We start from the raw sequence: 26,068 nt of genomic DNA on the forward strand, positions 1-26,068 counted from the left end.
CGACCAAGTCTTGACCCTCTCCCGGCGGGAGGGTCGAGGTTGGGTTCATGACCGATTTCGAGATCACCACATACATGGCCGCGCAGAACGCGCGGGACGTCGACGCGGCGATGGCGTGCTACGCGCCCGACGCGGTCGTGACCGACGACGGGCACACCTACCGGGGCACGGACGAGATCCGCGGCTGGCTGGCCGGGGCGGCGAAGGAGTACACCTACACCACCGAGCCGGTCTCCACCACGCGGCTCGACGACGAGCACTACGACGTGGTGCAGCACCTGGAGGGTGATTTTCCGGGCGGGGTGGTGGACCTGCACTACCGGTTCACCCTGCGCGGCTCCTCCATCGCCGAGCTCACGATCGAGCCATGAGGACCTGGTTCATCACCGGCGGCACGCCCGGGGGCTTCGGCATGGCGTTCGCCGACGCGGCGCTGGAGACCGGCGACCGGGTGGTGCTGACCGCGCGGCGGGTCGAGCCGCTGGCTTCGTGGGCCCGGGCGCACGGCGACCGGGCGCTGGTGCTGCCGCTGGACGTCACCGACGGCGCGCGGGTCCACGCGGCGGTGCGCGCGGCCGAGCAGCGGTTCGGCGGGATCGACGTCCTGGTCAACAACGCCGGGCGGGGATGGTACGGCTCGATCGAGGGCATGCCCGAGGACGCGGTGCGCCGCACGTTCGACCTGAACCTCTTCGCGCTGCTGACCGTCACCCGCGCGGTGCTGCCCGGCATGCGGGCGCGGCGGCGCGGCTGGGTGGTCAACATGTCCTCGGTCGCGGGGCTGCGCGGCGTGACCGGATTCGGCTACTACAGCGCGGCCAAGCACGCGGTCGAGGCCGTCACGGCGGTACTGCGTGACGAGGTCGCCCCGCTGGGCATCCGGGTGCTGGCGGTCGAGCCGGGGGCCTTCCGCACCAACGCGTACTCGGGCTTCGCCGACGAGCCGCTGGCCGAGACGGTCGACGGCTACCGCCCGATGCTGGAGAACGTGCGGGCGGCGATGATCGAGCAGGACGGCAAGCAGCCCGGCGATCCGCGCCGCGGCGCCCGCGCGGTCATCGCCGCGATGGCGCAGGACCCGCCGCCGCACCGGCTGGTGCTGGGCGGCGACGCCTACGACGCGGTCACCTCGACGCTGAGCGAGGCGCTGGCCGACATCGGCCGGTCCGAGGCCGCCGCGCGGGGCGCGGACTTTCCGCCCGGGGAGTGAGCCGTGCATCGCCCGGCCGGCCGGGCGATGCACGGCTCCACGGGGCTCAGGGCCGGCCCAGGGCGCGGTACTCCCAGCCGGCGCCGCGCCAGATCTCCGGGTCGAGCGCGTGCCGGCCGTCGACGATGCGCCGGTGCGCGACGACGGAGGCCATCGCCTCGGGCGCGATCTCGCGGAACTCGGACCACTCGGTCAGCAGGACCACGACGTCGGCCTCGTACGCCGCGTCGAGGGCACTCTCGCCGTACTCGAGCTCCGGGTGCACCCGGCGGGCGTTGTCCAGCGCGGCCGGGTCGAACACGCGCACCCGGGCGCCGGCCCGCTGCAGGGTGCTCGCCACGTCCAGCGCCGGGGCGTCGCGGATGTCGTCGGAGTTGGGCTTGAACGCGGCGCCGAGCGCGGCGATGCGGACCCCGTTGAGGTCGCCGCCGACCAGGTCGCGCACGAGGTCGACGGTGCGGGCGCGGCGGCGCTGGTTGATCGCGTCCACCTCGCGCAGGAACGCCACGGCCTGCCCGACGCCCAGCTCGCCCGCGCGGTGGGCGAACGCGCGGATGTCCTTGGGCAGGCAGCCGCCGCCGAAGCCGAGGCCGGGCTTGAGGAACTTGCCGCCGATGCGCGAGTCGTAGGCCAGCGCGTCGGCGAGGTCGTGCACGTCGGCGCCGGTCGCCTCGCACACCTCGGCCATCGCGTTGATGTAGGAGATCTTGGTGGCCAGGAAGGAGTTGGCCGCCACCTTCACCAGCTCGGCCGTCTTGCGGTCGGTGACCACGACCGGGCTGCCCTGCGCGATCATCGGCGCGAAGGCCGCGCGCAGCTGCTCCTCGGCCCACGCCGACGCGACGCCGAAGACCAGCCGGTCCGGGTTCATCGTGTCGTCGACGGCGAAGCCCTCGCGCAGGAACTCCGGGTTCCAGGCCAGCTCGATCTCGCTGCCCGCCGGAGCGGTGCTGGCGATGAGGTCGGCCAGATCGGCGGCGGTACCCACCGGCACGGTGGACTTGCCGACGACCAGTACCCGGCGGTGCAGGTGGCGCGCGAGCTCGCCGGTGGCGCCGTAGACGTAGCTGACGTCGGCCGCGTGCGAGTCCTTCATCTGCGGCGTGCCGACGCAGATGAAGTGCACGTCGCCGAACTCGCCGGCCTCGGCGAACGACGTGGTGAACCGCAGCCGGCCGGACTCCAGCGCCTTGGTCAGCAGCTCGGGCAGGCCGGGCTCGAAGAACGGCACCTCGCCGGCGGCCAGGCGCTCGATCTTGCGCTGGTCGACGTCGACGCCGAGCACCTCGTAGCCCTGGACGGCCATGCAGATCGCGTGCGTGGCGCCGAGGTATCCGGTACCGATGACGGTGAGCCGAGGCAAGGTTTCGGTGCTCATCGGTTCTCCTTTTTTTGCGAAGGGGTGGGCGGTACCGGGACGTCGCGTCCCGGTACTCAGGGTGGAAACGGGGTTCAGGCGCAGGGAATGTTGCCGAAGCCCTTGTCTGCGGCGGTCACCTTGTTGTCGCAGTCGGCCTTGTTGCCGTTGACCGGCGTGAAGTTGAAGCCGTAGCCGGGCCCGTTGACCTCGGCGGTGTTGCCCTTGAAGACGTTGTTCGAGCCCCAGCCCTTGACGACCTCGTGGGTCTGGAAGCCGTCCAGCTTGGAGTTGTGGCCCTGGTTGCCCTGGATCAGCCAGTCGTTGCCCTTGACGTCGATCCAGGAGTCGGCGTGCGAGCCGCTGAACTTGGCGCCGTCGAAGGTGTTGTTGATGACCTGGCCGCCGGTCGTACCTTCCTTGATGTCGACGCTCTCGGAGGTCGTGTCGGTGATCGTGTTGCCCTCGACGACGTTGCGGTCGCTGTTGTCGGGCTTGCAGTCGCTGACGGTGCACCAGTTGGACTCGGCGGTGCCGACGTAGATGCCCTCGCCGAAGGTGTCCCGCCGGTTGCCGGTGTTGCGCACCGTGTTGCCGCGCACCACGTTGTCGGAGCTGAAGTTGCGCAGGTGGATGCCCTCGTCGCCGATCTGCTCGACGGTCAGGCCCTGGATCAGCGCGCCCTGCACGTGGTCGGCCATCAGGCCCTTCTGCCCGTTGCGCAGAGTCAGGCCGAGCACCCGCCAGTAGCTCGCGCCGTCGAGGTGCAGCACGTAGCCGGCCTTGACGCCGCCGCCGTCGAGCACCGCGCCGGAGCCGCCGCACAGGTAGATCGGGTTGTCCTTGTCGGCGGCCTTCGAGGCCACGAACTTGCCCTCGTAGACGCCGTCCCGCAGGACGATCACGTTGCCCGGCTGGGCGGCCGAGAGCGCGTCCTCCAGGTCCTTGGCGTCGGACACGGTGGTCGTGGCCTTCGGGCAGTCGGCCGGCACCGCGCTCGGCGCCGGTGCCGGCCCCGCCGGGCCGGTCGGCGGCGCTCCGGCCGAGCCGCCGGCGCCGGGGGCCGGGCCGACGGGGCCGGTGGCGCCCGCCGTCCCGCTCTGCCCGCTCGGCTTCGCATCGCCGCCGCCGCCGGAAACCGCGACGATCGCGATGACCAGCGCGATCACGGCCACCAGCAGCGCGCCGCCGGTGAGCCAGACCAGTGGGTTGCCGGGGATGCGGGGCCGGGGGGCCTCGGGCCCGCTCGCCGGGGGCTCGCCGATCGGCTGTTCGCTCATCGGTTCAGTCATCGGGCAAAGTCCCCCAGCATGGGTACCCGGGCTCGGCCGCGGACCGTGGAGAGCTCGACCGTGTTCTCCATCGCGGGGTTGATGACCTCCGTCGGCGGCGCCGAGACCAGCGGCCGCTTGTCGGCGTACGGGTGGAACTTCGCGATGCGCCGCCTCGCCCCGCCCTTCACCGCCGCGAAGAGGATCAGCAGGAAGATGCCGGCCCACAGCAGCGTCATCGGGCTGGCATAGTGACGGAACTTGACCCAGAACGAGCTCGTGTCGTACCACGCGAACGTCTGGTTCTCCGTGACGTCCAGGTCGCCGCCGGAGCGGGCCAGGTCCAGCGCGCTCGGGCCCACGCCGCCGACGACGTTGAACGCGATGGTCGAGCCGTCGACCTTGCCGACCATGGTGATGCCGTGGTTCTTCGCGCTCTGGATCGTGTTGCCGCGCACCTCGACGACCGATGCGCGGACGTACACCGCGGTCTGCGCGCCGGTGATGACGTTGCCGGTCACCGCGGAGTCGGTCACCCCGTCGCGCACGGCGATGCCCTGGCGCTTCTGCCCGCTGAGCTGGTTGCCGGTGATGGCGATCCGGCTGCCGCCCTGCCGCGCGACGATGCCCATGTCGCTGCCGACCACGCGGTTGTTCTGCACGCCGATGTCGATGCCGCCGAGGACCTCGATGCCGTAGTGCTTGTTGTTCTGCGCGACGCTGTTGGAGATGGAGTTCGCGCCGTAGGTCGCGGTCGACTCGCCGGAGGCCGACGGGCCCTCGGCCAGCGCCTCACCGTTGACGGTGAACCCGTTGCCGCCGTTGTCCTGCGACGTCGCCCCGCTGATGCGCACCTCCTGGGTGGCGCGGGACATGACGAAGCCGTCGCCGCCGTTGCCGCGCGACACCGTCCGCTCGATCACCGCGCTCGACGCGCCGCGGTGCATCACCAGCCCCGAGGACAGGCTCTTCTCCACCACCGTGTCGGTGATGGTGATGCCCTGGGCGCTGGAGATGAACAGTCCGAACTCGTTGCCGGTCATGGTGGAGTGCGAGATGTTCACCGACACGTACGACAGGCCGGGCGTGGTGAACCGGCTGTCCGGGCTGGTCAGCGGCCCGCTCGGCTGCGCCGTCACGCTGCCGGCGGTCGGCGGGTCGCTGGACTTCGCCGGGCCGTCGCCGTTCTGCCCGGCCAGGCGGTCGTCCTTGGCCTGGTGCCGCTCGTCCTTGGTGAGGTGCTCGGGCGAGCTGACCTGGCCCGCGTCGGGCCGCTCGGTGCCGGTCAGGCTCAGCCCGCCGGTGCGGCCGCTCCAGAAGCCCAGGTTCGCGACGGTCGTGTACGACATGGTGAACTGGCCGCCGATGGCCCGGATGTAGGCCCGCCCGTCCTGCACGTCGGTGTCGGGCTGGTTGGTGCGCGGGTCCCAACTGGTGATCGTGGTCGGCGCCTGCGGTGTGCCCGCGATGCTGAGCTCACCGCCGAAGGAAACGATCGAGACGAATCCGTTGCTGTTGCTCACCAGGCGTAGCGTAAGCCCGCCCGGGTTGGTGAGGTTCAGCTTGGCCCCGTTGGACAGGTAGATGTTCTCGGTGAGCATGTAGGCGCCGTCGTTCTGCCGGACGAAGGTCTGCGGCGCCAGTTGGAGCAGGTCGGCGATCTGGTACGGCGTGCCGCGCTGGGTCAGCACGAGGGTGTATCCGCCGCCGGTGTCCAGCCGGTACGGCTTGGACCAGGTCAGCCCGCCCTGCATCGCGGCGACCGTGGCGACCGCCCGCACCTGGTTGAGCCGGGCGTCCTCGTAGTCCACCAGGGCGGCCTCGCGCCGCGCGGTGGCGTCGGCGGGGTCGTCGGAGGTGGTGCCGGGGCTGGTGGGGTCCGCGCCGGCGGCGCCGGGCAGGGTCAGCGTGCCCGCGAGCACGGCCAGCAATAACCCGGCCAGGACCCGGCGGGTGCGGCGCGGATGCGCGGCGTGCGGCATCGAAGTGGTCACGGACGGGACCTTCCCGGTTCGAATGCGAGCCCGGACACGGGTGCGGGGAACTGCCGGGGCACCTCGGCGCCCTGGCGCAGCGAGGCCGCGTTCTGCCCCTCGCCGCCGATCTGGTCGCTGGTCCGGGTCAGCCAGCCCTGCTTGTTCATGGTGATGAAGGCGTACAGCTTGATGGGCAGCGAGATGAGGATGACGGTGACCGCGAGCAGCGGCAGCACGAGGATGTCCTGCGGGTGCCGACGCAGGTGGGAGTAGCCGCGGACGGCCCGGCCGAGCATGACCCAGATGAGCACCAGGGCGATGCCGCGGCCGGTGAGCTCGAGCCGGCTGAGGAAGAGGTACCCCAGCGCCATGCCCATGGTGACCGGCGTGAACAGGATCTGCAGCACGGTGATCTTGGTGACCAGCGGCATGCGCCAGAGCCAGCCCTTGTACGCCGCGGTGAGGTAGCACCGGTAGGAGTTGCGGCTCCAGCGGATGCGCTGCTTGAAGAAGGCCCGCGGCGAGCTCGGGAACATCGACAGCGCCTTGGCGCTGGCCTGGTGGACCGTCTTGTAGCCCGAGGCCAGCACCAGCCAGGTCAGCCGCCCGTCGTCGCCGGCGACGCAGCGCCGGCCGAGGAAGAACTCGTTCTCGAGGTGCTCCAGCACCGGCATGATCGCCGAGCGCCGATACGCGGCGGTACGCCCGGACAGGCAGGCGACCGCGCCGGCCCTGCCCATGGCGGGCACGTAGTCGTAGTAGCGCAGGTTGACCAGCCAGTCGGCGATGCGCCGCCAGACGCTGGTCCGGCGCAGGTAGACGTTCTGCTGGGTACCGACGCCCCCCACGTCGGGGTCCGCGAACGGCATCTGCACCGCGGCGAGCAGGCCCGGCTCCCAGCGGGTGTCGGAGTCGGCGAGGACGACGACGTCGAAGCGGGCGGCCCGGATGCCGACGCCGAGCGCGGAGCGCTTGCCCCGGTGCTCGAAGGCGATGGTCCGCACGCGCGGGTCGTTCACCGCGCGCAGCCGCCTCAGCACCTCGGTGTCCTCGACGTCGGGAACGATGATGATCTCGTCGGGGTCCTGGCTCAGCCAGCTTTCGAGGCACTCCATGAGGATGTCCGGGTCTTCGCGGTACGCCGGCACCACGACCGACACGGTGGTGCGGAAGTCGTTGACGACCGGCCTTGCGAACCGCGACAGGATCGCCCGGTAGAGCCATAGGCCCCAGACCAGGATTCCCGCTATTCCGAGTGGTACGACATCCCGCCACGATGTCTGGCCGACCGCCTCGACGATCCACGACCAGACGGCGTCGAGCATTTCAGACACGCCGTTTTCCTCCCCCTGACTGCTTGCCGCAGGCACACCCGGGCTGTCCGCGTCGTTCGTTGGCCGGGGCCTACGTAAGCACGCTTCGACCCACAGGCATAGGTCGTACTGCAAGGTTCTGCAGCACGCACGTCGGGCGGCGAAGTACGGCAGACCGGCGCTGCCGGGGTAGTCCGAAAGTACGAACGCGTCCGGGAGCCGGTGGCATTTGTGGGGATATGTCCCGCCTGATTGGTGGAGTAAGCTGGCGCGCGTCCGATTTGACCGATCATGGTCGAGTGTCCGGATGGTCGAGAAAAGGTGGGCTTAAGAAATAGGTAGTGACCGATTTTTTCCGGAATGTTTCGCAATGGCCACATCCGCCGAGTTTTGCCAATTTCAACGCTCAGCGTATCGAGATAGACAACCCAGCGTGACCATTATTTGAAGCGCGGAGGACCAACGCGTTACAAAATTGTCAGCGAGACAGGACGTGACGTTCATCACGGTCGGCCGCTTGGTTTCCAAGCAATTTCCCCCGCATTGTCGACGCGCTTCCCCGAAACACCCCTGATGAACAACCATCTGGCCGCGCGGCGGGCGGGCCGGACGGGGTGTAACGCCGGGCGTCGGCGCGCCGCTGCTTGGGCCCATGTTGAGCGTTGTCACCGACCGCCGGCCCGCGCCGGCGCCCACCCAACGGTAGGCGGCCCATGCGGCATCTTCGATCCCTGCTCGCCGCGATCGTCATCGCCCCGTCGGCCTGGCTTTTGCTGGCGCTCGGCGAGGTCCGCGCCGCCGGCGCGCACGCCGGCGGGCTGGGCGTGACGCCACGCCGCTGACCCCGCTCGATGTCGATGGTGGATCGGTTAATCCTTTCCGGCCCCGGCGCCGTACTAGCGATCAAGACCGCCGGCGCGTCGACCTTCACACCATCGAGAGGTTGTCAGCGTATGTCAGCACGCACGCCGAACGGCTGGGACGAGCCACCAGGCCCACGCCGCGAGGCCGGCCTGTCGCGCCGGCGAGGTACCTGGCTGGCCATCGGCACGGGGGCGGCCGCGATCCTCATGGCGGTGCTCGGCCTGGGCATCGCATCCGCCCAGACGCGCAGCTCGTCGGCCGCTTCCGGGACGATCGTCTGCCCGTCGGTGGCCGACAAGCTGCCCGCCATTCCCGCGGCGGCCCAGGACGAGGTGCAGCGCAACCTCGCGCTGCTCAACACCCAGATCCAGGAAGCCAACACCCGCCTGCGCAACAGCGTGGGCCAGGGCGGCCCCAACTTCGTCAACAACGCCATCCTCGGCCCGCTGCGCGACAAGCGCGTGGCCACCATCGACCGCATCGCCATCGCCATCGGCCGGCACGCCACCAAGCCCACCGGCCTCGACTCGCTCGCCCAGTGCCAGCTGGTGACCGGAACCGTCCCCGCCACCGGTACGGCACCCGCGGCCACCACCGCGCCCGCGGCCACCACGGCACCGGCCGGCGGTGGAGCGGTTGGCGCCGGGCAGATCGTCTGCCCGGCGGTGGCCGACAAGCTGCCCGCCATTCCCGCGGCGGCCCAGGACGAGGTGCAGCGCAACCTCGCGCTGCTCGACACCCAGATCCAGGAAGCCAACACCCGCCTGCGCAACAGCGTGGGTCAAGGCGGGCCCAACTTCGTCAACAACGCCATCCTCGGCCCGCTGCGCGACAAGCGCGTGGCCACCATCGACCGCATCGCCATCGCCATCGGCCGGCACGCCACCAAGCCCACCGGCCTCGACTCGCTCGCCGCCTGCACGCTGGCGGCGGCCTGACCGAACCGGCAAGGCCGCGGTGGTGACCCGCCCGGGTCACCGCCGCGGCAACGCCCCTGGGGAGGAACCATGTTGAGAGTGCTCGTCAACGCCGACCGGCCCGCGCCCAGGAACCGGTAGCCGGCCATGCGACATCTTCGATCCCTGCTCGCCGCGATCGTCGTCGCCCCGTCGGCCTGGGTCCTGCTGGCACTGGGGCAGTCCGGCGCGACCGGCGCGTTCCCGGCCGGCGGCCAGCTGCACGCCGGCGACTTCCTGCGCCCGATGCTGCTGCTCGGCGCGGCCGGCCTGCTGCTGGGCCTCGTCGGCACGCTGCGGGTCTCCCCGCTGGGCGCGATGGTCATGGGCATCGTGTACACCTTGAGCTACACGACGCTGCTCGTCGCGCCGTCGAAGGTGGTGAGCCTGTTCAGCCACCAGCTGTCGCTGTTCGGCCAGCAGGTCGACCTGGCCGCCCCGATCCGCAGCGGCACCACGATGGTCCTGGGCGTGCTGCTCCTGGTCGCCACGGCCAGCACCCAGCGCTGGCGCCACTGGCCCCGGCCCGCCGACGAGCCGGCCGACGCCATGCTGGACCTGGACCGTCCACTGGGCACCGACGGCCTCGACGCGCTGCCCCGCTTCGGCGACCTCAGCGACCTGCCCCGCCGCGCCGACCTGCCCCGCCGCGAAGCCCCCGAGCCGGAGGAGCCTGGCCAGTACGTGCCCGTCCCCACCCGCTACGACAACAGCACCTACGGCTGGTAACCACCGCGAAAGCCCCCGGCGGCCGCCGAACCCCCGACGGCCGCCGGCCCCGGCTCACGCCGCGTGACCGTAATGGCGCTCGCGATACTCTTGCAGGGCTCGGCGGACGATCCCGGACTTGCCCTCGCGATCGCGCCCGGCGGCCTGCTCCAGCCAGTCGAGCATTGACGGCGGCAAACGGAATGTGGCCGGCCGCATCACGGGCACGCCCTGCTGGTCCACCTGGACGAACGGCTCGGCCGACCGCTCGGCCGCCGCCACCAGGCCGCTGGTGTCCTTGCTGAGGAACCAGTCGCCGATCTCTTCCTTCGTCATGGCGGTGAAGTCCGGCAGCTCACCCATTGCTGTTCCTTCCGAGCCAACTCTCGAACTCGGCGCCGTTCATCGGCTTCGCGCGCGCCACCCGCCAGACGAACGAGTCGTCGTGACGAAACAGCAGCACGGCGATGGCCCGGCGCTCCGCAGTCACGGAAGGTTACCCGGGTCGGGCGCCACACATCTCGGAGCACGGGCGCAGCGACAGGAAGTCTCCGCGATCATGCGAACCTGGCGCTGACACCAAGGGTTTTTCATGATCGTGGAGTGGTGATGTACCCCCGTGTACCACAAGTCTCCGGGATCATGGCAAACCCGGTGTGCGGTCACCGCGCGCAGCATGATCACGGAGACATACGGCCGGCCCAGCCCCGCGGATCGGCGGTTGCGCCCGGCGGGTGCGACAGCCGCACCGGTCCGCCGCGGCGCCCCGGAGTCGGTGCCGGTGACCGCTCGCGGTCCACCGGCGGCGGCCTGACCATCAACCAGCACGATCGGGTGCTGGGCGCCCGCGTGGCGGTTACTCGCGCTCGGCGCGGCGCAGCCCGTGGGTGGGGGTCCACCACTCGACGACGAGCAGGGTGGCCTCGGCGTTGAGGTGCGTGTGCACGACCTCGGCGATGTCGGCGTGGAAGCGGTCGCCCTCCGGGCCCTCGGTGATCGGCCCGGCGGCGACCGCCCGGCCGGAGATCTTCGCCTCGCCCGGCCACTGCGCCTCGGCGCCCTCGACCGGGTCGATCGTCGCGCTGTGCAGCGCGAACCGCGGGTCGCGGCGCAGGTCGGCGCCCTTGCGCGCCTTCGACATCGAGCCGAAGACCAGCTCGCCGTCCTCGAAGGCCGCCTCGATCCCGGAGATCCGCGGCGCCCCGCCGGCCCGCAGGGTGGCGATGGTCTTGTGCCGGTGGGCGTCGAACAGCTCCCGCACCACCCGCGCGAACTCCGGCGCCGCCAGCTCGACATCCCGCCACGCAGTCATGGCCTCATCCTCGCACGATACCGATGCGTATACAGAGCTGTAGACGGCACCGTCATCGGACAGATACACTGCCGGCATGGGCAGTGTGATGATTCGCGTGGACGAGTCCACCCGCGACGAGCTGACCCGCGTCGCGGGCGAGGACCTCGGCGGGGTGACCGCCGACGAGGCGATCCGGCGGCTGCTCGCCGAGCACTGGCAGGCCAAGGCGATCGCCTCCATGGACGCGTTCCGGGCGAGCGACCCGGAGGGCTGGGCCGAATACGTGGCCGGCGCCGACCGGGAGGATCGGGCGGCCGCGCCGGCTGCCGACCCCTGGTCCGAGGCCGCGTGACGGTCGTCCAGCCCTGGGAGGTCTGGTGGGCCGACCTCGACCCGACCGAGGGTCGCGAGCAGGCCGGTCGCCGGCCGGTGCTCGTGGTGTCGAGCGTCTTCCACCTCAGGCTGACCGGTGAGGCGCTGGTCAGCGTGCTGCCGATGACGACGCGCGAGCGGCCCGGCTGGCTGCACCGGGTCCCGCTCCGCGCCCCGCACGGTCAAGGCGGGTTCGTCATCACCGAACAGGTGCGGACCGTTGCCCGGTCCCGGCTGCAGGGACGGCGGCCGGCCTGGGTGCCCACCCACGATGAGGTCGCCGCCGTGAAGCAGGTGCTGCGGCAGATGATCGACGTGTAGCTAGATCGCCGGCGGGACGAGCGGCTGGAGCCAGACCGGGTTGGAGAGGGCGACCATCGCGGAGAGGCGGCCGAAGGCGGGGCGGCGCACTTCGATCCGGACGAAGCCGGCGCGGTCGGCGGTGGTGGTCCAGCGGACGCGGTGCGCGCCCGAGGCGCCGATCGCGGCGCGGGCGGCGCAGCCTTGTGCGGTGATGATGGCGAGGGTCGTGCCGGGGGCGCCGGTGACGGTCGCCGTGACGGTGACCGGGGTGCCGGGCGGCACCGCGAGCGTGTCGCCCGGGCCGGCCGTGCGGGTGCCCTCGCCGGTGGTGCTCGACGCCGTGAGCTCCAGCGTCACGTCGCTCGAGGCGGCGATGTACGACCGGCCGTGGCGCAGCGCCTCGACCAGCGCGGGGGTCGACAGGGCGGCGGCGTGCACGACGGTCTGCGGCAGGCCGACCCGCTGGTGGGCGGCGTGCGAGTCGCTGCCGCCGACCGCGACGATCCGCCGGCCGCGGCGCAGCAGCCGTTGCCAGATGCGCAGCGACACCTCGTCGTCGACGTTCCACACGCCGTTCCAGACCTCGATCGCGTCCACGTCCCGGTAACCGAACTCCCAGGCCGCGCCCGGCATCGGCACGGCCGGATGGGCGACGACGACCAGGCCGCCCCCGCGGCGGACCTGCTCGGCGTAGCGGCCGAAGACGCGGTCGCGCGGGGCGTAGCGCCAGTCGACCCACTCCCCCGGCCCCAGCCCCACCGCCAGCCAGTGCCCGTGCCGGGTGGTGACCTCCTCGCCGGCGACGACCAGCAGGTCGTCGGGCTGGGCCGCGGCCCACATCCGGTTGGCGGCGTTGGTGTTGTGCTCGGTCGAGACGATGAAGTCCAGCCCGGCGGCGCGGGCCTCGGCGACCAGTTCGGCGGGCCGGCGGCGGCCGTCGGAGTGCACGGTGTGCAGGTGGAGGTCGCCGCGGTACCAGCCGGTGCCCCGCCCGGCCGCGGCGGCAGGGGCCGGGCCGGTCGCCAGGCAGTCCCCGGGCTCGCCGTGCTCCAGCACGATCCGGGCCTGCCAGCGCATGCCCAGCGGGTTGAGCACCACCGGCCCCAGCGCCAAGGCCCACCGGCCCGCTTCGATGGGCCCGGCGAGGTACCCCGGCGTCGCATCGATCGCGGAGAGCGTGAACCCTTGGCGCGCCCCGCCCGACCATCCCCGGAAGCCCGGCGCCCGGCCGACGCCGTGCCCGTCCGGACCGAAGATGCCCAGGTCCAGCACGTTGCGCGCGACCCGGAACAGGGAGAACCGCTCGTGCCACGTCCAGACGCTGATCCGCCGCACCCCGGCCGGCACCGCGAACGGCACATACGCCCACCGGTCGATCCCGGGCCCGAACCGGCCGCGGAAGACCAGCGCCGTCTGCGCACCGGCCACGGCGGGCCCTGCGATCGCCTCTTCAATCGTCACCACGACCGCCCCCGATCAGCCTGCTCCCAGCATCCCCGGCCGGGGGAATGTCCCGGGTTACATCGACACGAACAGTCGCCGGCCGCGGCGTTAGGTCCATCCGGACCGCAACTGCTCGAACGCCAGGGCGGCGTCGGCGACGGCCTCGGGGTGGGCCTCGCGGGCCGATCGCCCGTCGACGATGCGCTGCCAGTTGGTCCGGGCGAGCACCCGCTGGACCGCCAGCACCTGGGCGGCCTGCAGCCGCGCCGCGACGCCCGCGCCGAGGGCGGCGGCCAGGGCCTCCTCGTCGTCGAGCAGGTACTGGGTGAGCCGCACCCCCAGGCTCGGCGTGTCGAACACCAGCCGGTGGAACGCCAGCACCTCGGGGTGGTCGTTGAGGCCGGTGACCGGCTCGCAGCGGTCGAGGCCGGCCCGGAAGTGCCGGTGCAGCGCGGCCAGCGGCGCGAGGCCGGGCTCGCGGTGGCGCACGACGCGGGCCGCCTCGCCGCTGTGATCGGCGAACCGGTGCAGGACCATGTCCTCCTTGGTGGCGAAGTACCGGAAGAGGGTCGGCTTGGAGACCTCGGCCGCCGCGGCGATCTCGTTGACCGAGACCGGCTCGAAGCCGCGCGCCAGGAACAGCGAGATCGCCGCGTCGGCGATGGCGTCGCGGGTGCGCGCCTTCTTGCGGGCCCGCAGCCCGGTCGTCTCGCTCACCCGGGCAGCGTAACATTCGTTACCGGGTTGCTTTTTTAACCGAGTTACGTTTTTCTGAGGGCGTGACGCAGACAGATGTCCTCGTGGTGGGCGCCGGGCCGACCGGCCTGACCCTCGCCTGTGATCTCGCCCGGCGCGGCGCCGGGGTGCGCATCGTCGACCGGGTGCCGCGGTTCCCGGCCGGTTCCCGCGGCAAGGGGCTGAGCCCGCGCAGCCTGGAGGTCCTCGACGATCTCGCGGTGATCGACCGGGTGCTGGCCGCCGGGGTCACCCACCTGCCGCACCGCAAGTACCGGGGAGCGGAGGTGATCGCCGAGGCCGACCCGGAGGCCGCGACGGTGCCGACGCCGGACGTCCCCTACCCGACCGGCCTGATGATCCCGCAGTGGCGGGTGGAGGAGATCCTGCGCGACCGGCTGGCCGGCCTCGGCGTCGCGGTCGAGCTGGGCACCGAGCTGCGCGACCTGGGCCAGGACGCCGGCGGCGTGACCGCCACGGTCGGCACTTCCCCGATTCGGGCGCGGTATCTGGTCGGCTGCGACGGCGGCCGCAGCACCGTGCGCAAGCTGCTCGGCCTGAGCCTGCGCGGCGAGACGCCGGACGTCCAGCTCATGGCCGTCGGCGACGTCGAGGTCGACGGGCTGGGCCGCGACGCGTGGCACCAATGGTTCGCCGCCGACGGCGCGATCATGCTGTGCCCGCTGCCCGGCACCGACGCCTTCCAGGTGCAGGCGTCCCATGAGGTCGACGGGGACGGCTCGCCGCTGGAGCCGACGCTGGAGCGCTTCCAGCGGACCTTCGACCGCATTGCCGGTGTTCCGGGGGTACGGCTGACAAGCCTCGCCTGGCGCTCGAGCTACCGGGTCCAGGTGCGCATGGTCGACCGGCTCCAGGTGGGCCGGGTGTTCCTCGCCGGCGACGCCGCGCACGTGCACCCGATCGCGGGCGGCCTCGGCATGAACACCGGCATCCAGGACGCCTACAACCTCGGCTGGAAGCTGGGCCTCGTGCTGGCCGGCCGCGCCGCGCCGGACCTGCTCACCACCTACGAGGAGGAGCGGCTGCCGATCGCGAGCCGGCTGCTCGACATCACCTCGGAACGGCTCGCGGTCGTCCTCGATGCGATCAAGGCGCGGGGCGGCGGCGTCGACGCGGTGGCCACGCCCGAGCTGTCGCAGCTCATGGTGCGATACCCGTGGAGCCGGCTCTCCCGAAGTACCACCGCCACAACCAACGGACCCCGGCCGGGCGACCGCGCGCCGGACGCGCCGCTGCGCGACGCCGCCACCGGCGCGCCGGTCCGCCTCTTCGACCGCTTCCGCGGCCCGCACTTCACCCTGCTCGGCCTGGGCGAGCGCGCCGCCGCCGCGCTGCGCGGCAGCACGGAAACGGACGTCGTCAAGCCCTGCCCCGTCGGGCCGGACGGCCTGCGGGACGACGCCGGTCACGCCGCCCGCGCCTACGGCACCGACGCCCTGATCCTGGTCCGCCCGGACGGCCACATCGGCCTGATCGCCGACCCGGCCGGACCGGAGGCCGTCGACGAGTACCTCCGCGCGCCTACGGCGGGAGGATCGGCGCGACGTCCGGCCCGAGACCGCGCGTGACGGCCCACCAGCGGGCGTAGGCGGCCACGGCCTCGCCGGTGAGCGGCGCGAACCGGTCGTGCGGGTGATGCTCCTCCCGCAGCCGGTATCCGGTCGTGGTGCCGCGATGCTCGGCGAAGCCGCAGTTCTGCCCGGGGTACCGCTTGATCCGGCTCATCAGGCCCGGCAACCGGCGGTCGTGCCAGTCCGCGACCAGCGACGGCGTGGATTGCGGGCCGTGGTAGGCCTCCGCCCACGCGTCCTTGAGCCAGAGCAGTTCCTCGACCACCTCCCCGTGCAGCATCCAGCACTCGGGCAGGGCCTCGCGGGCCGCGACGTGCCGGACCAGGATGCGCGCGACCCAGTCGGTCAGGTCGGTGAGCAGGGCGACCGCCCGCTCCGCGTCGGCCTCGAACCAGCTGGGTCGCGGCGGCGCGGCGGCGGTCCGGTGCGGCGCCTGGTCGGTCAGCCGCTCGCTGAGCGCGGTGACGTCGGCGGCGATCCCGGCCAGGTCGTTCACGGCCGCCGTGACCGAGGCGAGCCGCTGCTCGACGTCGAGCAGCCGGGCACGCAGCCGGGCGACCTCGTCGGTGAGCGGGGCGTCGTTCACGGCGTCCACACCACCTTGCCGTCGTCGCCGGTGGCGGCCTGGCCGCCGACGGAGAACGCGACGGTTTCGCTGAACGCCGTCCAGCGTCTGGGCTCGAGGATGTCGGTGCTCCAGTCGTAGCTGACCAGCGCCTCCCCTTCGGTGACGGTCCGCACGAGCACCGGGCGCGCGTCGCCGACGGCGAGCGTCAACTGCGGATACCGGGTCACCCGCCATGTGACGTTTCGGGTGATGGTGTACCGATCGAGCGCCGAGAACGGGCAGTCGTTCCCGCTCAGCAGGGCCGGGTCGGTGTCCGGCCGGACGGTCTCCTGCCCGGCGCAGGCGTCGATGCGCTCCTTGACCTGCCGGTTCACCTCCGCCGCGAGATCGTCGCGCAGCCGTGCCACCGGACTGATCCTGGTCTCCTGGGCGCTACCGCCGACCGTGAGCGTGATCGGGTCGGCGGTGTAGAGCGGGTCGTCGGCGACGGTGACCGTGTAGACGCCGGGCAGCGCCCACGCCTTGCCGGAGAAGCCCTGCCCGTTGTCGCGGCCCGCCGCGACCGTCGCGGCGGCGACCCGTACCTTCGGAAGCTGGGCGCTGGTCAGCACCAGCGGCCATCCGGGCGCCGCCGCGATCGTCCAGTCGTCGAACCAGCCGCCCCGGCGCAGCGCGATGACGTCGTCGAAGGACTTTCCCCCGGCCTGGTACCGGACGAGGACGGCCACGCTGGACCGATCGGGCAGGCGCGTGGGCTCGTCCTGACCCGCGCCGCTGCCGTAGCGCACGTCCGTGATCTCGAGCCCGGCCGGCGGGACGTAGCCGGCATCGAGCGCGCCCGGTTCGCACAGCGGCCCGTAGCGGCAGTTCGTCAGCGCTCGGATCGCCGCGGTGTCCTTCGCGGTGAGCGCCGCGAAGAAGGCCCGCACGCTGCGCTCGGGTTGGTGCAGGACGCGGTCGGCCGTGATCGCGGTGAGGTAGCCGGAAATCACGGCCAGCACCAGCGCGCCGCCGATGATGATCCGCCGCCGGAGCCGGCGTCGCTGCAGCGGCGCGTCCACCGTCGTCGACGCCGGCTCGTCCGGTGCGACGGGCGCCACCTCGTCCGGTGCGACGGGCGCCGGGTCGCCGCTCAGTGGCCGGCCGCAGGCGCGGCAGAACCGCGCGTCCGGCCGCGTGGCGGCGCCGCAGTGCGGGCAGCCCGGCGCGGGCGCGGGCAGGTTCACGACGTCACCTCGGCCCGCAGCGGCCCGGAGAGCAGCCGGTAGGGCTCCATGAGTCCGGCCGGGCGGGTCTCGACCAGCAGCGGCGGGTCGGAGCGGTAGAACAGCCAGGCGTGCAGCGGCGGCAGCTGCTGGATCGCCTCGATCGGCAGGACCGGCCGGTACAGCCCGCTGACCGCGTGCATCCGGCCGACGTCCTCCTCCCCGGCCAGGCCGCCGCCGGGCCGCGGGCCGCGCATCATCGCGGTCCGGGTGGTCCCGCCGGCGTAGTAGGTGACCTGCGGGTCGCGCCACTCGCCGGCCCAGCTGGAGACGTTGCGCAGGTCATCGCCGTTGCTCATGCCGCCGTAGATCAGCTTGGCGGTGGTGGCGGCGAGGATGGCCTGCTGCTCGTCGGCGCCGTAGCGGGCGCGCAGCTGCGCCAGGGACTGCACCGCCCACATGGTGATGATGCCGCGGCCGCCGCCCTCGCTCACCAGGCTGGGCAGGCTGCGCAGCGGCGCGATGTTGGCGACCTCGTCGAGGGCCAGCAGCAGCGGCTCGGCCAGCCGGCCGCCGGGCGCCCGCGCGGCGAGCTCGGCGGCGCGCTGCGCGATGGAGTCGACCAGGCCCACGATGAGCGGCGCGACCGCGTCCTGGTGGTGCGACGGGCCGACGATGAACAGCGCCGAGCCGGTGGCCAGGAAGCGGTCGAGGTCCAGGTCGGTGGCGTCGGTCGAGGCCAGTACCGTCGGCTCGGCGGTAGCGTCGAGACAGTTTCTCGCCACCGAGTAGAAGCTGCCGCGCTCCCGGTCGCCGATCTGCTCCATCGCCTGCAGGTCGTCGGCCCAGCCGCGGGCGGCGGTCCCGGTGTGGCGCAGGATGTCCGCGGCGGTGCGGACGTCCTGCTGGGCGAGCCAGCGGCGGACCTCCGCCAGATCGACGCCGGCCAGCGCCGCCGCGTGGAAGACGCCCCGCAGGATGATCGACGCACCGGCCCGCCAGTGCTCGCCGTCGGTGATCCCCCTGGCGACCACGCCGGTCATCGCCGCGACCCGGCGGTAGCACACCGCGGGGTCGGCGCAGCCGGCCAGCGGAGACCAGCGCAGGCCGGTGACGCCGGGCTCGGAGCCGAACGGGTCGTAGACGTAGACCCGCCCGCCGCGCCCGGCGGCCATCCGGCCGCGCCAGCCGCCGCAGAACCGCAGCAGGTCGCCGCGGGTGGAGGTGGCGACCACGGGACCGGCCCAGGTCATGAGCGTGGGGATGATGAGCCCCGAGGTCTTGCCGTAGCGCGGCGGGCCGACGATGCCGACGGAGTCCTCGGGACCGGACCAGCAGCGGCGGTGGCCGTCGGCCGGGTCCAGGCCGAGGTACACGTGCGGCCGCGGCTCGACTTGGAACGCGGGCAGCGGTGGCTGGGTCATGCCGCCTCACCGGTCCCGGTCGACGGTCGACGCCGGCGTCCAGCCCGGCAGGGCGGCCAGGACGGGACGATCGCCGGTCAGCGGGTACCGCCGGCCGGGCTCCTCGATCGCCTCCAGGCGCAGCTCGGTCGGCGGGTGGGTGGCCAGCACCGCCGCGTCCCAGCCGGAGCGCTCCCCGTCGAAGGATTGGCGGAGGTAGCTCAGCGCCCGGTGGAGCCCGGCGCGGTAGCCGGCCCGCACGGCCGCCGCGTCGGCGCGGTACTCGGCGTCGCGCCAGGTGCCGGCCTGGATCGGGATGACGAAGTACCGCACCGTGACGATGACGGACCAGAAGACGAACCGGATCAGGTAGTGCAGCGGCCGGCTGTGGACCATCCGCAGCAGCCGGGTCGCGATCTCGTACAGCAGGAACAGGGGCAGCGTGACGCCCTTGGCCCAGGCGAGCGCGATGGCGTCGCCCTCGCGCCAGTGCGCCAGCTCGTGCGCGAGCACCGCCGACACCTGGTCCCGGTCGTGGTCGAGCTGCTCCAGCAGGCCCTGGTTGACCACGATGTGCCGGATGCCGGCCGACGCGTTCGCCTCGCGCCGGTCGTCGATCAGCACGCGCGGCAGCGACCGCAGCCCGAGCCGCGCGGCCGCGTCGTGCACCATCGGCATCAGCCACTCCGCCTCCCGCCGCGACAGCCGCCGGGCGCCGGAGATCCGCAGCCGCAGCGGCTCGGTCACGACCGACCACAGCACGTAGAGGCCGCCGACGAAGACCGCGACCACCACCTGGCCGATCGCGAACGACACCGGCCAGAGCGGGTCCGTGGCGTACAGCCGCTTCCACGGCTCGGCGAAGGCCAGCCAGCCCAGCGTCCAGGCGCCGTTGACGCCGCCGACGATCGCCCCGACGATGCCGCCCACCTGCACGCTCGCGGTCGGCAGCAGCTGACCGGCGCTGAACGGCAGCGGCAGCACCCACTGCAGCACCCGGTCGACCCTGGCCACGATCTGCGGACCGAGGAACGAGCCGTGGAACAGCCCGACCAGCGCACCGACCACGGCGCCGATCGCCGACATCATGATCGTGAAGGGCACGTTGAACCAGGCCCCGAAAATGCCCGCGGCGCTACCACGAACGTTGCGCAAGAGGATCGCGCCGAGCCACGCCCGGCCGCCCGGTCCGCGGCCGAGCCGACCGGCGGCCGGCAGCAGCGGCGGCAGCCACTCACCCGCCGCCGGCCCGCGTGGCCCCGGCACCACCGGCACCGGCTCGACCGGCGCCGCGCAGCGCGGGCAGACCACCGCCCCGGCCGGCAGCCGGAGCCCGCATTGATCACAGTACATCGAACCATCCCCGTCAACCGTCATCGGCCTCGATGAACCAGCGCCCTGCAAGGATGCCACGGGCGGTCACGGTCCATTACCCTGTGAACAGGCACCGATGGGACGGGGGGATCCGGGGTGACCGATGATTCCGTGGCCGGCAGGCTCGAGCCGTTCGAGTGGAACCAGGCCGAAGCGGTCGGCTACGAAGTGGCTCTGGAGGTCATCAACGAGGCGGTGGCGTGCTACTCCGCGCTCATCGCCCGGGCGAGGGCGGCGGGCGACGAGCCGGAGGCGCAGCGGCTCTCAGGCGAGCGGTCCCGCTGCGTCGAGCGCCGCAACGGGCTCGACTCGACCGACCACGATGCCGTCGCCCGGATCACCCGCGAGCAGGCCGACCTGGTCCGCCGGCTGCGGGACCGCCTCGGGTGACCGGCCCGATCGATCCGCGCCGGTACCTGCTCTCCGACGAGGAGTCCCGGCGCATCTTCGGCACCGAGATCGTTCCCGACGAATTGGCCCACGGCGTGCCGCAGTCCGATCCGAAGGTCGTGTTCGTCGCGGGCCAGCCCGGCGCCGGCAAGACCAAGACCACCGAGCTGGTGAAGCGCCGGCTCGACGAGCGCGGCGGAGCCGTCGTCGTCAACTCCGATTTCTACAAGCCCTACCATCCCGACTACGCCCGGCTGCTGGGCGAGGACGACCGCACGGCCGCGCCGTACACGAGCATGGACGGCCGGCGCTGGATGGCCGCCGCCGAGCGCCACCTCATCGACCACCGCGTCGACACCATCATCGAGACCACCATGCGCGACCCGGGCGACTTCATCGAGCCCGCCCGGATGTTCCGCGCCGCCGGATACCGCGTCGAGGCGGTCATCATGGCCGTACCGGAGTCGCTGAGCCGGCTGGGGATCGTGGAACGCTACCGATCGCAGGTCGAGGCGACGGGTCACGGCCGGCTCACCGCCCGGGAGAACCACGACGCCTCCTACCGCGGCGTGCTGAGCGCCGCCGGGGCCATCGACAGCGACCGGATCGTGGACGCGGTGACCGTCTTCCGCCGCGGCAACGTGCCGCTGTACGAGAACACCCTGACCCCCGGCGGCGACTGGCGCGACAATCCGCGCGCCGCCGCCGCGATCGAGGCCGAGCGCAACCGCCCCTGGACGCCGGACGAGGCCCAGGCATTCGCGACCGCGACCGCCCGGCTCGCGACGCGAACCGGACCGCAGTGGCGCGACGAACTGGCCGACATCGCCCGGCTGGCCGGACCCCTCGCCGAGCTCCACCGGGCCGCCGAGGCGATCCACCGGGCCAGGCACGGCGTCAAGCCGGCCTACGCACCCGAACCGGCACCGTCAGCGCCAGAACCGCCCACCGCCGGTCCCCTCGAACGATGACCGGGCCCGCCGTCGGCGGGCTCGTCGTCGGAGTGAGCGATCCGCCAGAGCAGCAGGGCGACGGCGGCGCGGTGGCGGCCGACGGGTTCGGTGGGCGCGTAGCCGAGCCTGGTCGCGAGCCAGGCCAGGCGTTCCTGCACGGTGGAGTGGTGCACGTGCAGGATGGCCGATGCCTGCCGCAGCGTGGCCTGGCCGGTGACCGCCTGCAGGGTGTCGATGACCCACGGGCGGGCGATCAGCAGCTCGTCGAGGCGTCGCACGTCGTCGACGGCGGACGCCTCGGGTGCGCTGAACCGTTCGGCGACGGCGGCCAGGGCGCCGAGTTCGTGGTACGAGACGAGCGAGGGCCCGAGTCCCGCCGGCCGATCGGCCAGGCGGAGCGCGACGCGAGCGCGGGCGAACGCGGTGGGCAGCAGCTCGGGGCGCTCGGCGACCGCGGTGCCGGCCTGGATGTCGCCGGGCAGCGCGGGCGTGCCGGGCAACAGGGTCACGACGTGGGGGCCGATCTCGGCGCTTCGCGGTGACGGCCGCTCCCCCGCGGCCCTGACAACGACGGTGACCGGCCCGGCCAGGCCGAGCCGGGTCGCGGCGTCGCGCCGATCGGCGGGCGTGGCGTCCGGGTCGCAGGCGATTCGCACCGCGGCGCCGGCCGAGCGCGGAGCGGAGCTCGCGGACAGGGCGTGGATGGCGCGGGCGAGGCGCTCCAGGACGAGGGCGTCGAGCGGCCCCGGAGCGCCGGTGCGCTCGAGCCAGACCCACGAGCCGGCTTCGCCCGGCACCACCGCGCGCGGCCAGGCGTGGCTGTCGTCCTCGGGCAGCGCCCGGCCGTCCGCGGCGGACCGGCGGGTGAGCCCGCGGCCGGCGACGTGCAGGCCCGCGGGACACCCGGCCAGCACGGCCGCGGCCCGGACGAACGCCCCGATCGGCGCGTGTTCGTCGACCAGGCGGTCGAAGTAGTCGATGACGCGCAGCGCGCTGGCGGCGTCGCCGTCGACGACCTCGAGCCGGCCGATCAGGTCACGCACGCGCACCTCCAACGCCGGCGGCCGGGCGCCGCCCGGGCGGGTCAGCGCTCGATCGCCCGGCGGATGAACTCGTCCCGCGTCGCGCGCGAGGCTCGCGCGACGGCCGTGTGGGCGCCGATCACGTCGAACCCGTGGAAACCGCCACCCCACATGTGCAGGTCGACCATAACGCCCGCCTGCGACAGCCGCGTGGCGTAGTCGAGGACCTCGTCGCGGAACACCTCCACCGAGCCGACGTCGAGGTAGGTGCGGGGCAGGCCGGCGAGGTCCTCGGCGCGGGCGGGCGCGGCGTAGGGGGACACGTCCGGGCCGCCCCGCCGCTCGCCCAGCAGCGCGGTCCAGCCGAACAGGTTGGCGGTGCGGTCCCAGGTTCCCTCGCCGTCGAGCATCTGGCTGCTGTGCGTCTCCATCCGATCGTCGAGCATCGGGCAGATCAGCACCTGATGGCTGAGCTGCGGGAAGCCGCGGTCCCGGGCGAGGAGCGCTGTGCCGGCGGCCAGCCCGCCGCCGGCGCTGCCGCCGATGACGATCAGCCGCTTCGGGTCGATGCCCAGCTCGGCGGCGTGCTTCGCGGTCCACGCCAGCCCGGCGTAGCAGTCCTCGACCGGGGCCGGGTCGGGATGTTCGGGCGCCAGGCGGTACTCCACCGACACCACAACCGCGTTGCCCTCGGCGACGTAGGGCACCAGCAGCTCGACCCCGGTCCGGCGGCCGCCCGTGATCATGCCGCCGCCGTGGATGTGGTACAGCCCGGCAGCGGGCCCCGCGGCGTTCACCGGCCGCAGGATGACCACGGTCACGTCCGGCTCGCCGGGCGGCCCGGGCACTTCGCGCTCCTCGACCGTGACCGCGCCATCCGCCGTCAGGTCCGCCGCCGGCGTCCCCGGAACACCGTTGGCCGTTGCCTCCCGGGATGCCGGCAACGTCTCGACGGACGGCGGCAGCAGCATTTCACGGATCCCCTCGAGCAGCGCCGCGAGCTCCGCGTCGAACGGGGGGCGGACCGGTGTGCGTTCGTCCGGCATGTCAGCACTCCTTCGTCGGCTGGTCACCCCAGCTTCGACCGGCCACCGCCCCGGGATAACCCGCCCACGGCGGTATCTGCGCGACTTCCCCCGCCAGGTGGCGGTCCGTCGAGTGGGTCTAGCGCTCCGGGGCGTCCTTGACGAACACGATCCCGTCAAGGCCGGCCAGGTGGGCCGGGTCCAGCGCGGAGTAGCCGAACCAGGGTGACACGCGGGGCGCGGGCGCCGCCCCGCCGAGGATGGCGGCCAGGCGGCGGGCGTCGACGACATACCGGTCGCCCGGGAGCGCGTAGAGGAGCCCTTCGATGGTGTCCGGCGGTGGAGTCTCCACGCCGTGGTGGCGGATCGTGCCGAGGGCCGTGGCCATGAAGGCGTACTCCTCGCCGAGCCGGGCGCCGGCGATCGCCCCGGCGCTCCACCATTCCAGCGGCTGGCCGCCCATCCGCATGCTGCTCTTGTCCCGCTGGAGATGCGCGTTGTGGGCGTACACGAGCGCCGGGCCGCGCTCGGCGATGGCGAGCAGGTTGGCGGCCATCATCGACGCCCGGACGCACAGCAGCCACGCCATCCGGCCCGGTGCGGTGCCGGCCATCCAGCGGTGGTACCGCAGCAGCCCGGTGGCGGTGCGACCGTACAGGCGGGCCCGGTCCCAGTCGTCCCGCACGGACGCCGCGATCAGCCGTGGTGCCTGCGCGTCGAGCAGGGCCACCAGGTCGTCGGCGAGCAGCCGCAGCCGCTCGGCCTCGGGCGCCTGCCCCACGGACCGCGACGGGTCCATCATCGCGGCGGGATCGGTCCACCGGTCGTCGGCGCCGAGCAGGCGGTCGAGCGTTTCCGCGGTGCAGGGCAGCAGGTCGGCGCCGACCCGGGCGGCGAGGTACGCGTGGAGCGCGGTGAGGGCCGGCCGGGGACTCGCGGCGCCGGTGATCTCCAGCGGGCCGTCGAACCCGGCGAAACGCAGCCGATCGGACGCGGGCCGGCCGTCGTTGTAGGCGCGCATCCAGCGCACGAACTCGCGGTTGGCCGCGGACGCGCCGAAGCCGTGGCTGAAGCCCCGCTCCATGGCCTCGTCGAGGGTGCCGGTGCCGGACGTGACGTAGTCGTCCGCGACCAGGCCCATCAGGCAGTCGCTCTCGATCGCGATCGTCCGGTACCCCTCCCGCTCGACGAGTTGCCGGAAGAGATCGTTGCGCAGGTCGAGCAGGACGTCCTCGCCGTGGGTGGGCTCGCCCAGTGCGAGCAGCCGCGGCCGGGCCGGGAGCAGCCGCATGACGGCAGCGGCGTCGACGGCATGGGCGGCGGTGATAACAGCGGTCATTCCCTCAACGGTATCGTTGAACCTTCGGTTGAATCTTCTTCAGCGATTACGGCAGGACAGTGCGGCGAAACCTTCAAGACGGTGGGCGGCTCCGGCCGGTCGACCTGGCGCGCGTGCACGGCCTGTCCACGCAGGCGATCAGGAACTACGAGGCGGCCGGGATCCTGCCGGACGCCGAGCGCACCCCGCACGGCTACCGCACCTACACGCCGCTGCACGCGCAGGCGCTGCGCGCGTTCCTCGCCCTCGTGCCCGGACACGGCCACCAGACGGCCGCGTCGATCATGCAGGCGGTCAACCGGGGCGCGACCGAGGAGGCGCTTCGGCTCATCGACGAGAGCCACGCCCAGCTGCTGGACGACCGCCGCACCCTCCAGGCCGTCGAGGCCGCGCTGCGCGACCTCGGCCCCGTGCCGCAGGAGCGCGGCGACACGTTCGTCGGCCCCCTGGCCAGAAGGCTCGGCATCCGCCCGGCCACCCTGCGCAAGTGGGAGCGCGCCGGCCTGGTCCGGCCGCGCCGCGACCCGCAGACCGGCTACCGGGTCTACGGCGCGGCCGACGTGCGCGACGCCCAACTCATCCACCAGCTCAGACGCGGCGGCTACCGGCTACGGCAGATCGCCGCGCTGATCGTCCAGGTCCGCTCCGCCGGAGGCGTCGCGCCCCTCGCATCGACGCTGCGCGACTGGCACGAGCGCCTCTCGGCCCGCAGCCGCACCATGCTCACCGGCGCCGCCGCCCTGGACGCCTACCTCGACCACCGGCCGGCTGAGTCGCGGACCTGACCGCGGAGCACTCAGGACGCGGTGGCCTTCGCCGCGGCGAGCGCTTCGCGTATGACCTGGGCGCCCTCCGACGCCGCCAGATCCAGGGGCCGGCTCAACCCCATCGATCCACAGCGGCGCGACCCCAGCGACCCTGCCCGCCGCGCCCGGCGCCGGTGGCCCCCGCGGCCGGTGCGGCGTTTTGCTTCCGTGATCATGCACCGAAGACGTCCACGGGCTGGGATCCTCATGATCGCGGAGTGATAGTGCCGCTCCTGGTACATCGTCGCTCCACGATCATGGAGATCTCGCCATTCGGAACGCTCCTCGGCATGATCACGGAAAGTAAACGCCGCCGGGGGCCCCTAACGGTTCTTGGTCGTCCAACCAACGACCGGAGACCTCGCTCGTTGTCGATCTCAACCACCGCCGACTTCGGCACAGGCCCCGCGTAGGCGAGGGTGTCCCGCCGGATGCGCCAGTTCTCGGCGAGCGGGCCGGCGTCCACGGTGTCGAAGCCGAGGCTGTCGAAAAGCTCGGCCGCTGTTCTTCACCACTTGTTTCAACATTGATTTCATCCTTGAATTGAGTCTAGTGTCGATACCGCACGTGCCCGTCGTCCTGCAAGGAG

At 72.8% G+C, this 26,068-nt stretch carries 27 protein-coding genes; 11 read left to right on the plus strand and 16 right to left on the minus strand.

The window, feature by feature from the left end; genetic code table 11:
- The first annotated feature begins 47 nt into the window (after nt 1–47).
- Entirely contained in the window at nt 48–371 is a 324-nt protein-coding gene (locus tag ACQPXD_RS46735; protein ID WP_432830002.1) for a nuclear transport factor 2 family protein, read from the plus strand.
- Nucleotides 368–1,210: an SDR family NAD(P)-dependent oxidoreductase gene (locus ACQPXD_RS46740; RefSeq protein ID WP_432830004.1), complete on the plus strand. Its 843-nt coding sequence runs from the start codon at nt 368–370 to the stop codon at nt 1,208–1,210. Before ACQPXD_RS46735 ends, ACQPXD_RS46740 begins: the two co-directional genes overlap by 4 nt.
- A 46-nt stretch (nt 1,211–1,256) precedes the next feature.
- Here the strand turns inward: ACQPXD_RS46740 and ACQPXD_RS46745 are convergent, their stop codons facing one another.
- From ACQPXD_RS46745 to ACQPXD_RS46760, 4 genes are all read right to left on the minus strand, one after another.
- Entirely contained in the window at nt 1,257–2,588 is a 1,332-nt protein-coding gene (locus tag ACQPXD_RS46745; RefSeq protein WP_432830006.1) for a UDP-glucose dehydrogenase family protein, read from the minus strand.
- 74 nt (nt 2,589–2,662) lie between these two features.
- Nucleotides 2,663–3,847, minus strand: a complete 1,185-nt coding sequence (locus tag ACQPXD_RS46750) for a right-handed parallel beta-helix repeat-containing protein (RefSeq protein ID WP_432830008.1) — start codon at nt 3,845–3,847, stop codon at nt 2,663–2,665.
- Nucleotides 3,848–3,855: 8 nt separating this feature from the next.
- Entirely contained in the window at nt 3,856–5,832 is a 1,977-nt protein-coding gene (locus ACQPXD_RS46755; protein ID WP_432830010.1) for a right-handed parallel beta-helix repeat-containing protein, read from the minus strand.
- Nucleotides 5,829–7,139 carry a glycosyltransferase family 2 protein gene (locus ACQPXD_RS46760; RefSeq protein WP_432844212.1) on the minus strand — a complete coding sequence of 437 codons (1,311 nt, stop codon included), beginning with the start codon at nt 7,137–7,139 and terminating at the stop codon, nt 5,829–5,831. The genes ACQPXD_RS46755 and ACQPXD_RS46760 overlap by 4 nt, the downstream gene beginning before the upstream one ends.
- A 701-nt stretch (nt 7,140–7,840) precedes the next feature.
- Between ACQPXD_RS46760 and ACQPXD_RS46765 the strand changes: the two genes are divergently transcribed.
- The 3 genes from ACQPXD_RS46765 (at nt 7,841) to ACQPXD_RS46775 (ending at nt 9,676) form a co-directional block, all read left to right on the plus strand.
- Nucleotides 7,841–7,969 carry a hypothetical protein gene (locus ACQPXD_RS46765; RefSeq protein ID WP_432830012.1) on the plus strand — a complete coding sequence of 43 codons (129 nt, stop codon included), beginning with the start codon at nt 7,841–7,843 and terminating at the stop codon, nt 7,967–7,969.
- A 111-nt stretch (nt 7,970–8,080) separates the two neighbouring features.
- The gene (locus tag ACQPXD_RS46770) at nt 8,081–8,929 is read left to right on the plus strand and encodes a hypothetical protein (RefSeq protein WP_432830014.1); all 849 of its coding nucleotides are present in this window, start codon (nt 8,081–8,083) and stop codon (nt 8,927–8,929) included.
- Between the two features lie 126 nt (nt 8,930–9,055).
- On the plus strand, nt 9,056–9,676 hold the full coding sequence (locus ACQPXD_RS46775) for a hypothetical protein (RefSeq protein WP_432830016.1): 621 nt from the start codon (nt 9,056–9,058) through the stop codon (nt 9,674–9,676).
- Between the two features lie 54 nt (nt 9,677–9,730).
- On the opposite strand, the gene ACQPXD_RS46780 is transcribed toward ACQPXD_RS46775, so the two are convergent.
- The 3 genes from ACQPXD_RS46780 to ACQPXD_RS46790 form a co-directional block, all read right to left on the minus strand.
- Complete coding sequence (locus ACQPXD_RS46780; protein ID WP_432830018.1) at nt 9,731–10,018, minus strand: hypothetical protein; 288 nt, start codon at nt 10,016–10,018, stop codon at nt 9,731–9,733.
- Complete coding sequence (locus ACQPXD_RS46785) at nt 10,011–10,145, minus strand: hypothetical protein (RefSeq protein WP_432830020.1); 135 nt, start codon at nt 10,143–10,145, stop codon at nt 10,011–10,013. The genes ACQPXD_RS46780 and ACQPXD_RS46785 overlap by 8 nt, the downstream gene beginning before the upstream one ends.
- 366 nt (nt 10,146–10,511) lie before the next feature.
- Nucleotides 10,512–10,967, minus strand: a complete 456-nt coding sequence (locus ACQPXD_RS46790; RefSeq protein ID WP_432830021.1) for a pyridoxamine 5'-phosphate oxidase family protein — start codon at nt 10,965–10,967, stop codon at nt 10,512–10,514.
- A 76-nt stretch (nt 10,968–11,043) separates the two neighbouring features.
- Between ACQPXD_RS46790 and ACQPXD_RS46795 the strand changes: the two genes are divergently transcribed.
- The gene (locus ACQPXD_RS46795) at nt 11,044–11,301 is read left to right on the plus strand and encodes a hypothetical protein (RefSeq protein WP_432830023.1); all 258 of its coding nucleotides are present in this window, start codon (nt 11,044–11,046) and stop codon (nt 11,299–11,301) included.
- A complete protein-coding gene (locus ACQPXD_RS46800; protein WP_432830025.1) occupies nt 11,298–11,642 on the plus strand; it encodes a type II toxin-antitoxin system PemK/MazF family toxin in 345 nt (114 codons plus the stop codon). The genes ACQPXD_RS46795 and ACQPXD_RS46800 overlap by 4 nt, the downstream gene beginning before the upstream one ends.
- Here the strand turns inward: ACQPXD_RS46800 and ACQPXD_RS46805 are convergent, their stop codons facing one another.
- Both ACQPXD_RS46805 and ACQPXD_RS46810 read right to left on the minus strand, forming a co-directional pair.
- On the minus strand, nt 11,643–13,085 hold the full coding sequence (locus ACQPXD_RS46805; RefSeq protein WP_432830027.1) for a CehA/McbA family metallohydrolase: 1,443 nt from the start codon (nt 13,083–13,085) through the stop codon (nt 11,643–11,645). It lies immediately after the preceding gene.
- Between the two features lie 90 nt (nt 13,086–13,175).
- A complete protein-coding gene (locus ACQPXD_RS46810; RefSeq protein ID WP_432830029.1) occupies nt 13,176–13,784 on the minus strand; it encodes a TetR family transcriptional regulator in 609 nt (202 codons plus the stop codon).
- A gap of 62 nt (nt 13,785–13,846) precedes the next feature.
- Between ACQPXD_RS46810 and ACQPXD_RS46815 the strand changes: the two genes are divergently transcribed.
- Nucleotides 13,847–15,391 (plus strand): FAD-dependent monooxygenase, encoded by a 1,545-nt coding sequence (locus ACQPXD_RS46815; RefSeq protein WP_432830031.1) that lies wholly within the window; start codon nt 13,847–13,849, stop codon nt 15,389–15,391.
- Here ACQPXD_RS46815 and ACQPXD_RS46820 read toward each other — a convergent pair.
- From ACQPXD_RS46820 to ACQPXD_RS46835, 4 genes are read right to left on the minus strand one after another with little or no spacing between them, the layout of a single operon-like run.
- Nucleotides 15,345–15,980 (minus strand): hypothetical protein, encoded by a 636-nt coding sequence (locus tag ACQPXD_RS46820; RefSeq protein WP_432830032.1) that lies wholly within the window; start codon nt 15,978–15,980, stop codon nt 15,345–15,347. The genes ACQPXD_RS46815 and ACQPXD_RS46820 overlap by 47 nt on opposite strands.
- Nucleotides 15,977–17,188: a zinc ribbon domain-containing protein gene (locus ACQPXD_RS46825; protein WP_432830034.1), complete on the minus strand. Its 1,212-nt coding sequence runs from the start codon at nt 17,186–17,188 to the stop codon at nt 15,977–15,979. The genes ACQPXD_RS46820 and ACQPXD_RS46825 overlap by 4 nt, the downstream gene beginning before the upstream one ends.
- The gene (locus tag ACQPXD_RS46830) at nt 17,185–18,591 is read right to left on the minus strand and encodes a type IV secretory system conjugative DNA transfer family protein (RefSeq protein ID WP_432830036.1); all 1,407 of its coding nucleotides are present in this window, start codon (nt 18,589–18,591) and stop codon (nt 17,185–17,187) included. The genes ACQPXD_RS46825 and ACQPXD_RS46830 overlap by 4 nt, the downstream gene beginning before the upstream one ends.
- A gap of 6 nt (nt 18,592–18,597) precedes the next feature.
- Entirely contained in the window at nt 18,598–19,923 is a 1,326-nt protein-coding gene (locus ACQPXD_RS46835) for a M48 family metalloprotease (protein ID WP_432830038.1), read from the minus strand.
- Between the two features lie 117 nt (nt 19,924–20,040).
- Here ACQPXD_RS46835 and ACQPXD_RS46840 point away from each other — a divergent pair, with 117 nt between their 5' ends.
- Together ACQPXD_RS46840 and ACQPXD_RS46845 are read left to right on the plus strand one after the other, a co-directional pair.
- Nucleotides 20,041–20,334, plus strand: a complete 294-nt coding sequence (locus ACQPXD_RS46840) for a hypothetical protein (protein WP_432830040.1) — start codon at nt 20,041–20,043, stop codon at nt 20,332–20,334.
- Nucleotides 20,331–21,305 carry a zeta toxin family protein gene (locus ACQPXD_RS46845; protein ID WP_432830042.1) on the plus strand — a complete coding sequence of 325 codons (975 nt, stop codon included), beginning with the start codon at nt 20,331–20,333 and terminating at the stop codon, nt 21,303–21,305. The genes ACQPXD_RS46840 and ACQPXD_RS46845 overlap by 4 nt, the downstream gene beginning before the upstream one ends.
- On the opposite strand, the gene ACQPXD_RS46850 is transcribed toward ACQPXD_RS46845, so the two are convergent.
- The 3 genes from ACQPXD_RS46850 to ACQPXD_RS46860 form a co-directional block, all read right to left on the minus strand.
- On the minus strand, nt 21,242–22,330 hold the full coding sequence (locus tag ACQPXD_RS46850; RefSeq protein ID WP_432830043.1) for a hypothetical protein: 1,089 nt from the start codon (nt 22,328–22,330) through the stop codon (nt 21,242–21,244). The two genes, ACQPXD_RS46845 and ACQPXD_RS46850, sit on opposite strands and share 64 nt — an antisense overlap.
- A 41-nt stretch (nt 22,331–22,371) precedes the next feature.
- Nucleotides 22,372–23,355 carry an alpha/beta hydrolase gene (locus ACQPXD_RS46855; RefSeq protein WP_432830045.1) on the minus strand — a complete coding sequence of 328 codons (984 nt, stop codon included), beginning with the start codon at nt 23,353–23,355 and terminating at the stop codon, nt 22,372–22,374.
- A gap of 118 nt (nt 23,356–23,473) precedes the next feature.
- On the minus strand, nt 23,474–24,673 hold the full coding sequence (locus tag ACQPXD_RS46860; RefSeq protein WP_432830047.1) for an erythromycin esterase family protein: 1,200 nt from the start codon (nt 24,671–24,673) through the stop codon (nt 23,474–23,476).
- Between the two features lie 59 nt (nt 24,674–24,732).
- Between ACQPXD_RS46860 and ACQPXD_RS46865 the strand changes: the two genes are divergently transcribed.
- Nucleotides 24,733–25,458 carry a TioE family transcriptional regulator gene (locus ACQPXD_RS46865; RefSeq protein WP_432830049.1) on the plus strand — a complete coding sequence of 242 codons (726 nt, stop codon included), beginning with the start codon at nt 24,733–24,735 and terminating at the stop codon, nt 25,456–25,458.
- Nucleotides 25,459–26,068: the final 610 nt, after the last annotated feature.

Source organism: Dactylosporangium sp. CA-092794, from assembly GCF_050948465.1.
Taxonomy (GTDB): domain Bacteria; phylum Actinomycetota; class Actinomycetes; order Mycobacteriales; family Micromonosporaceae; genus Dactylosporangium.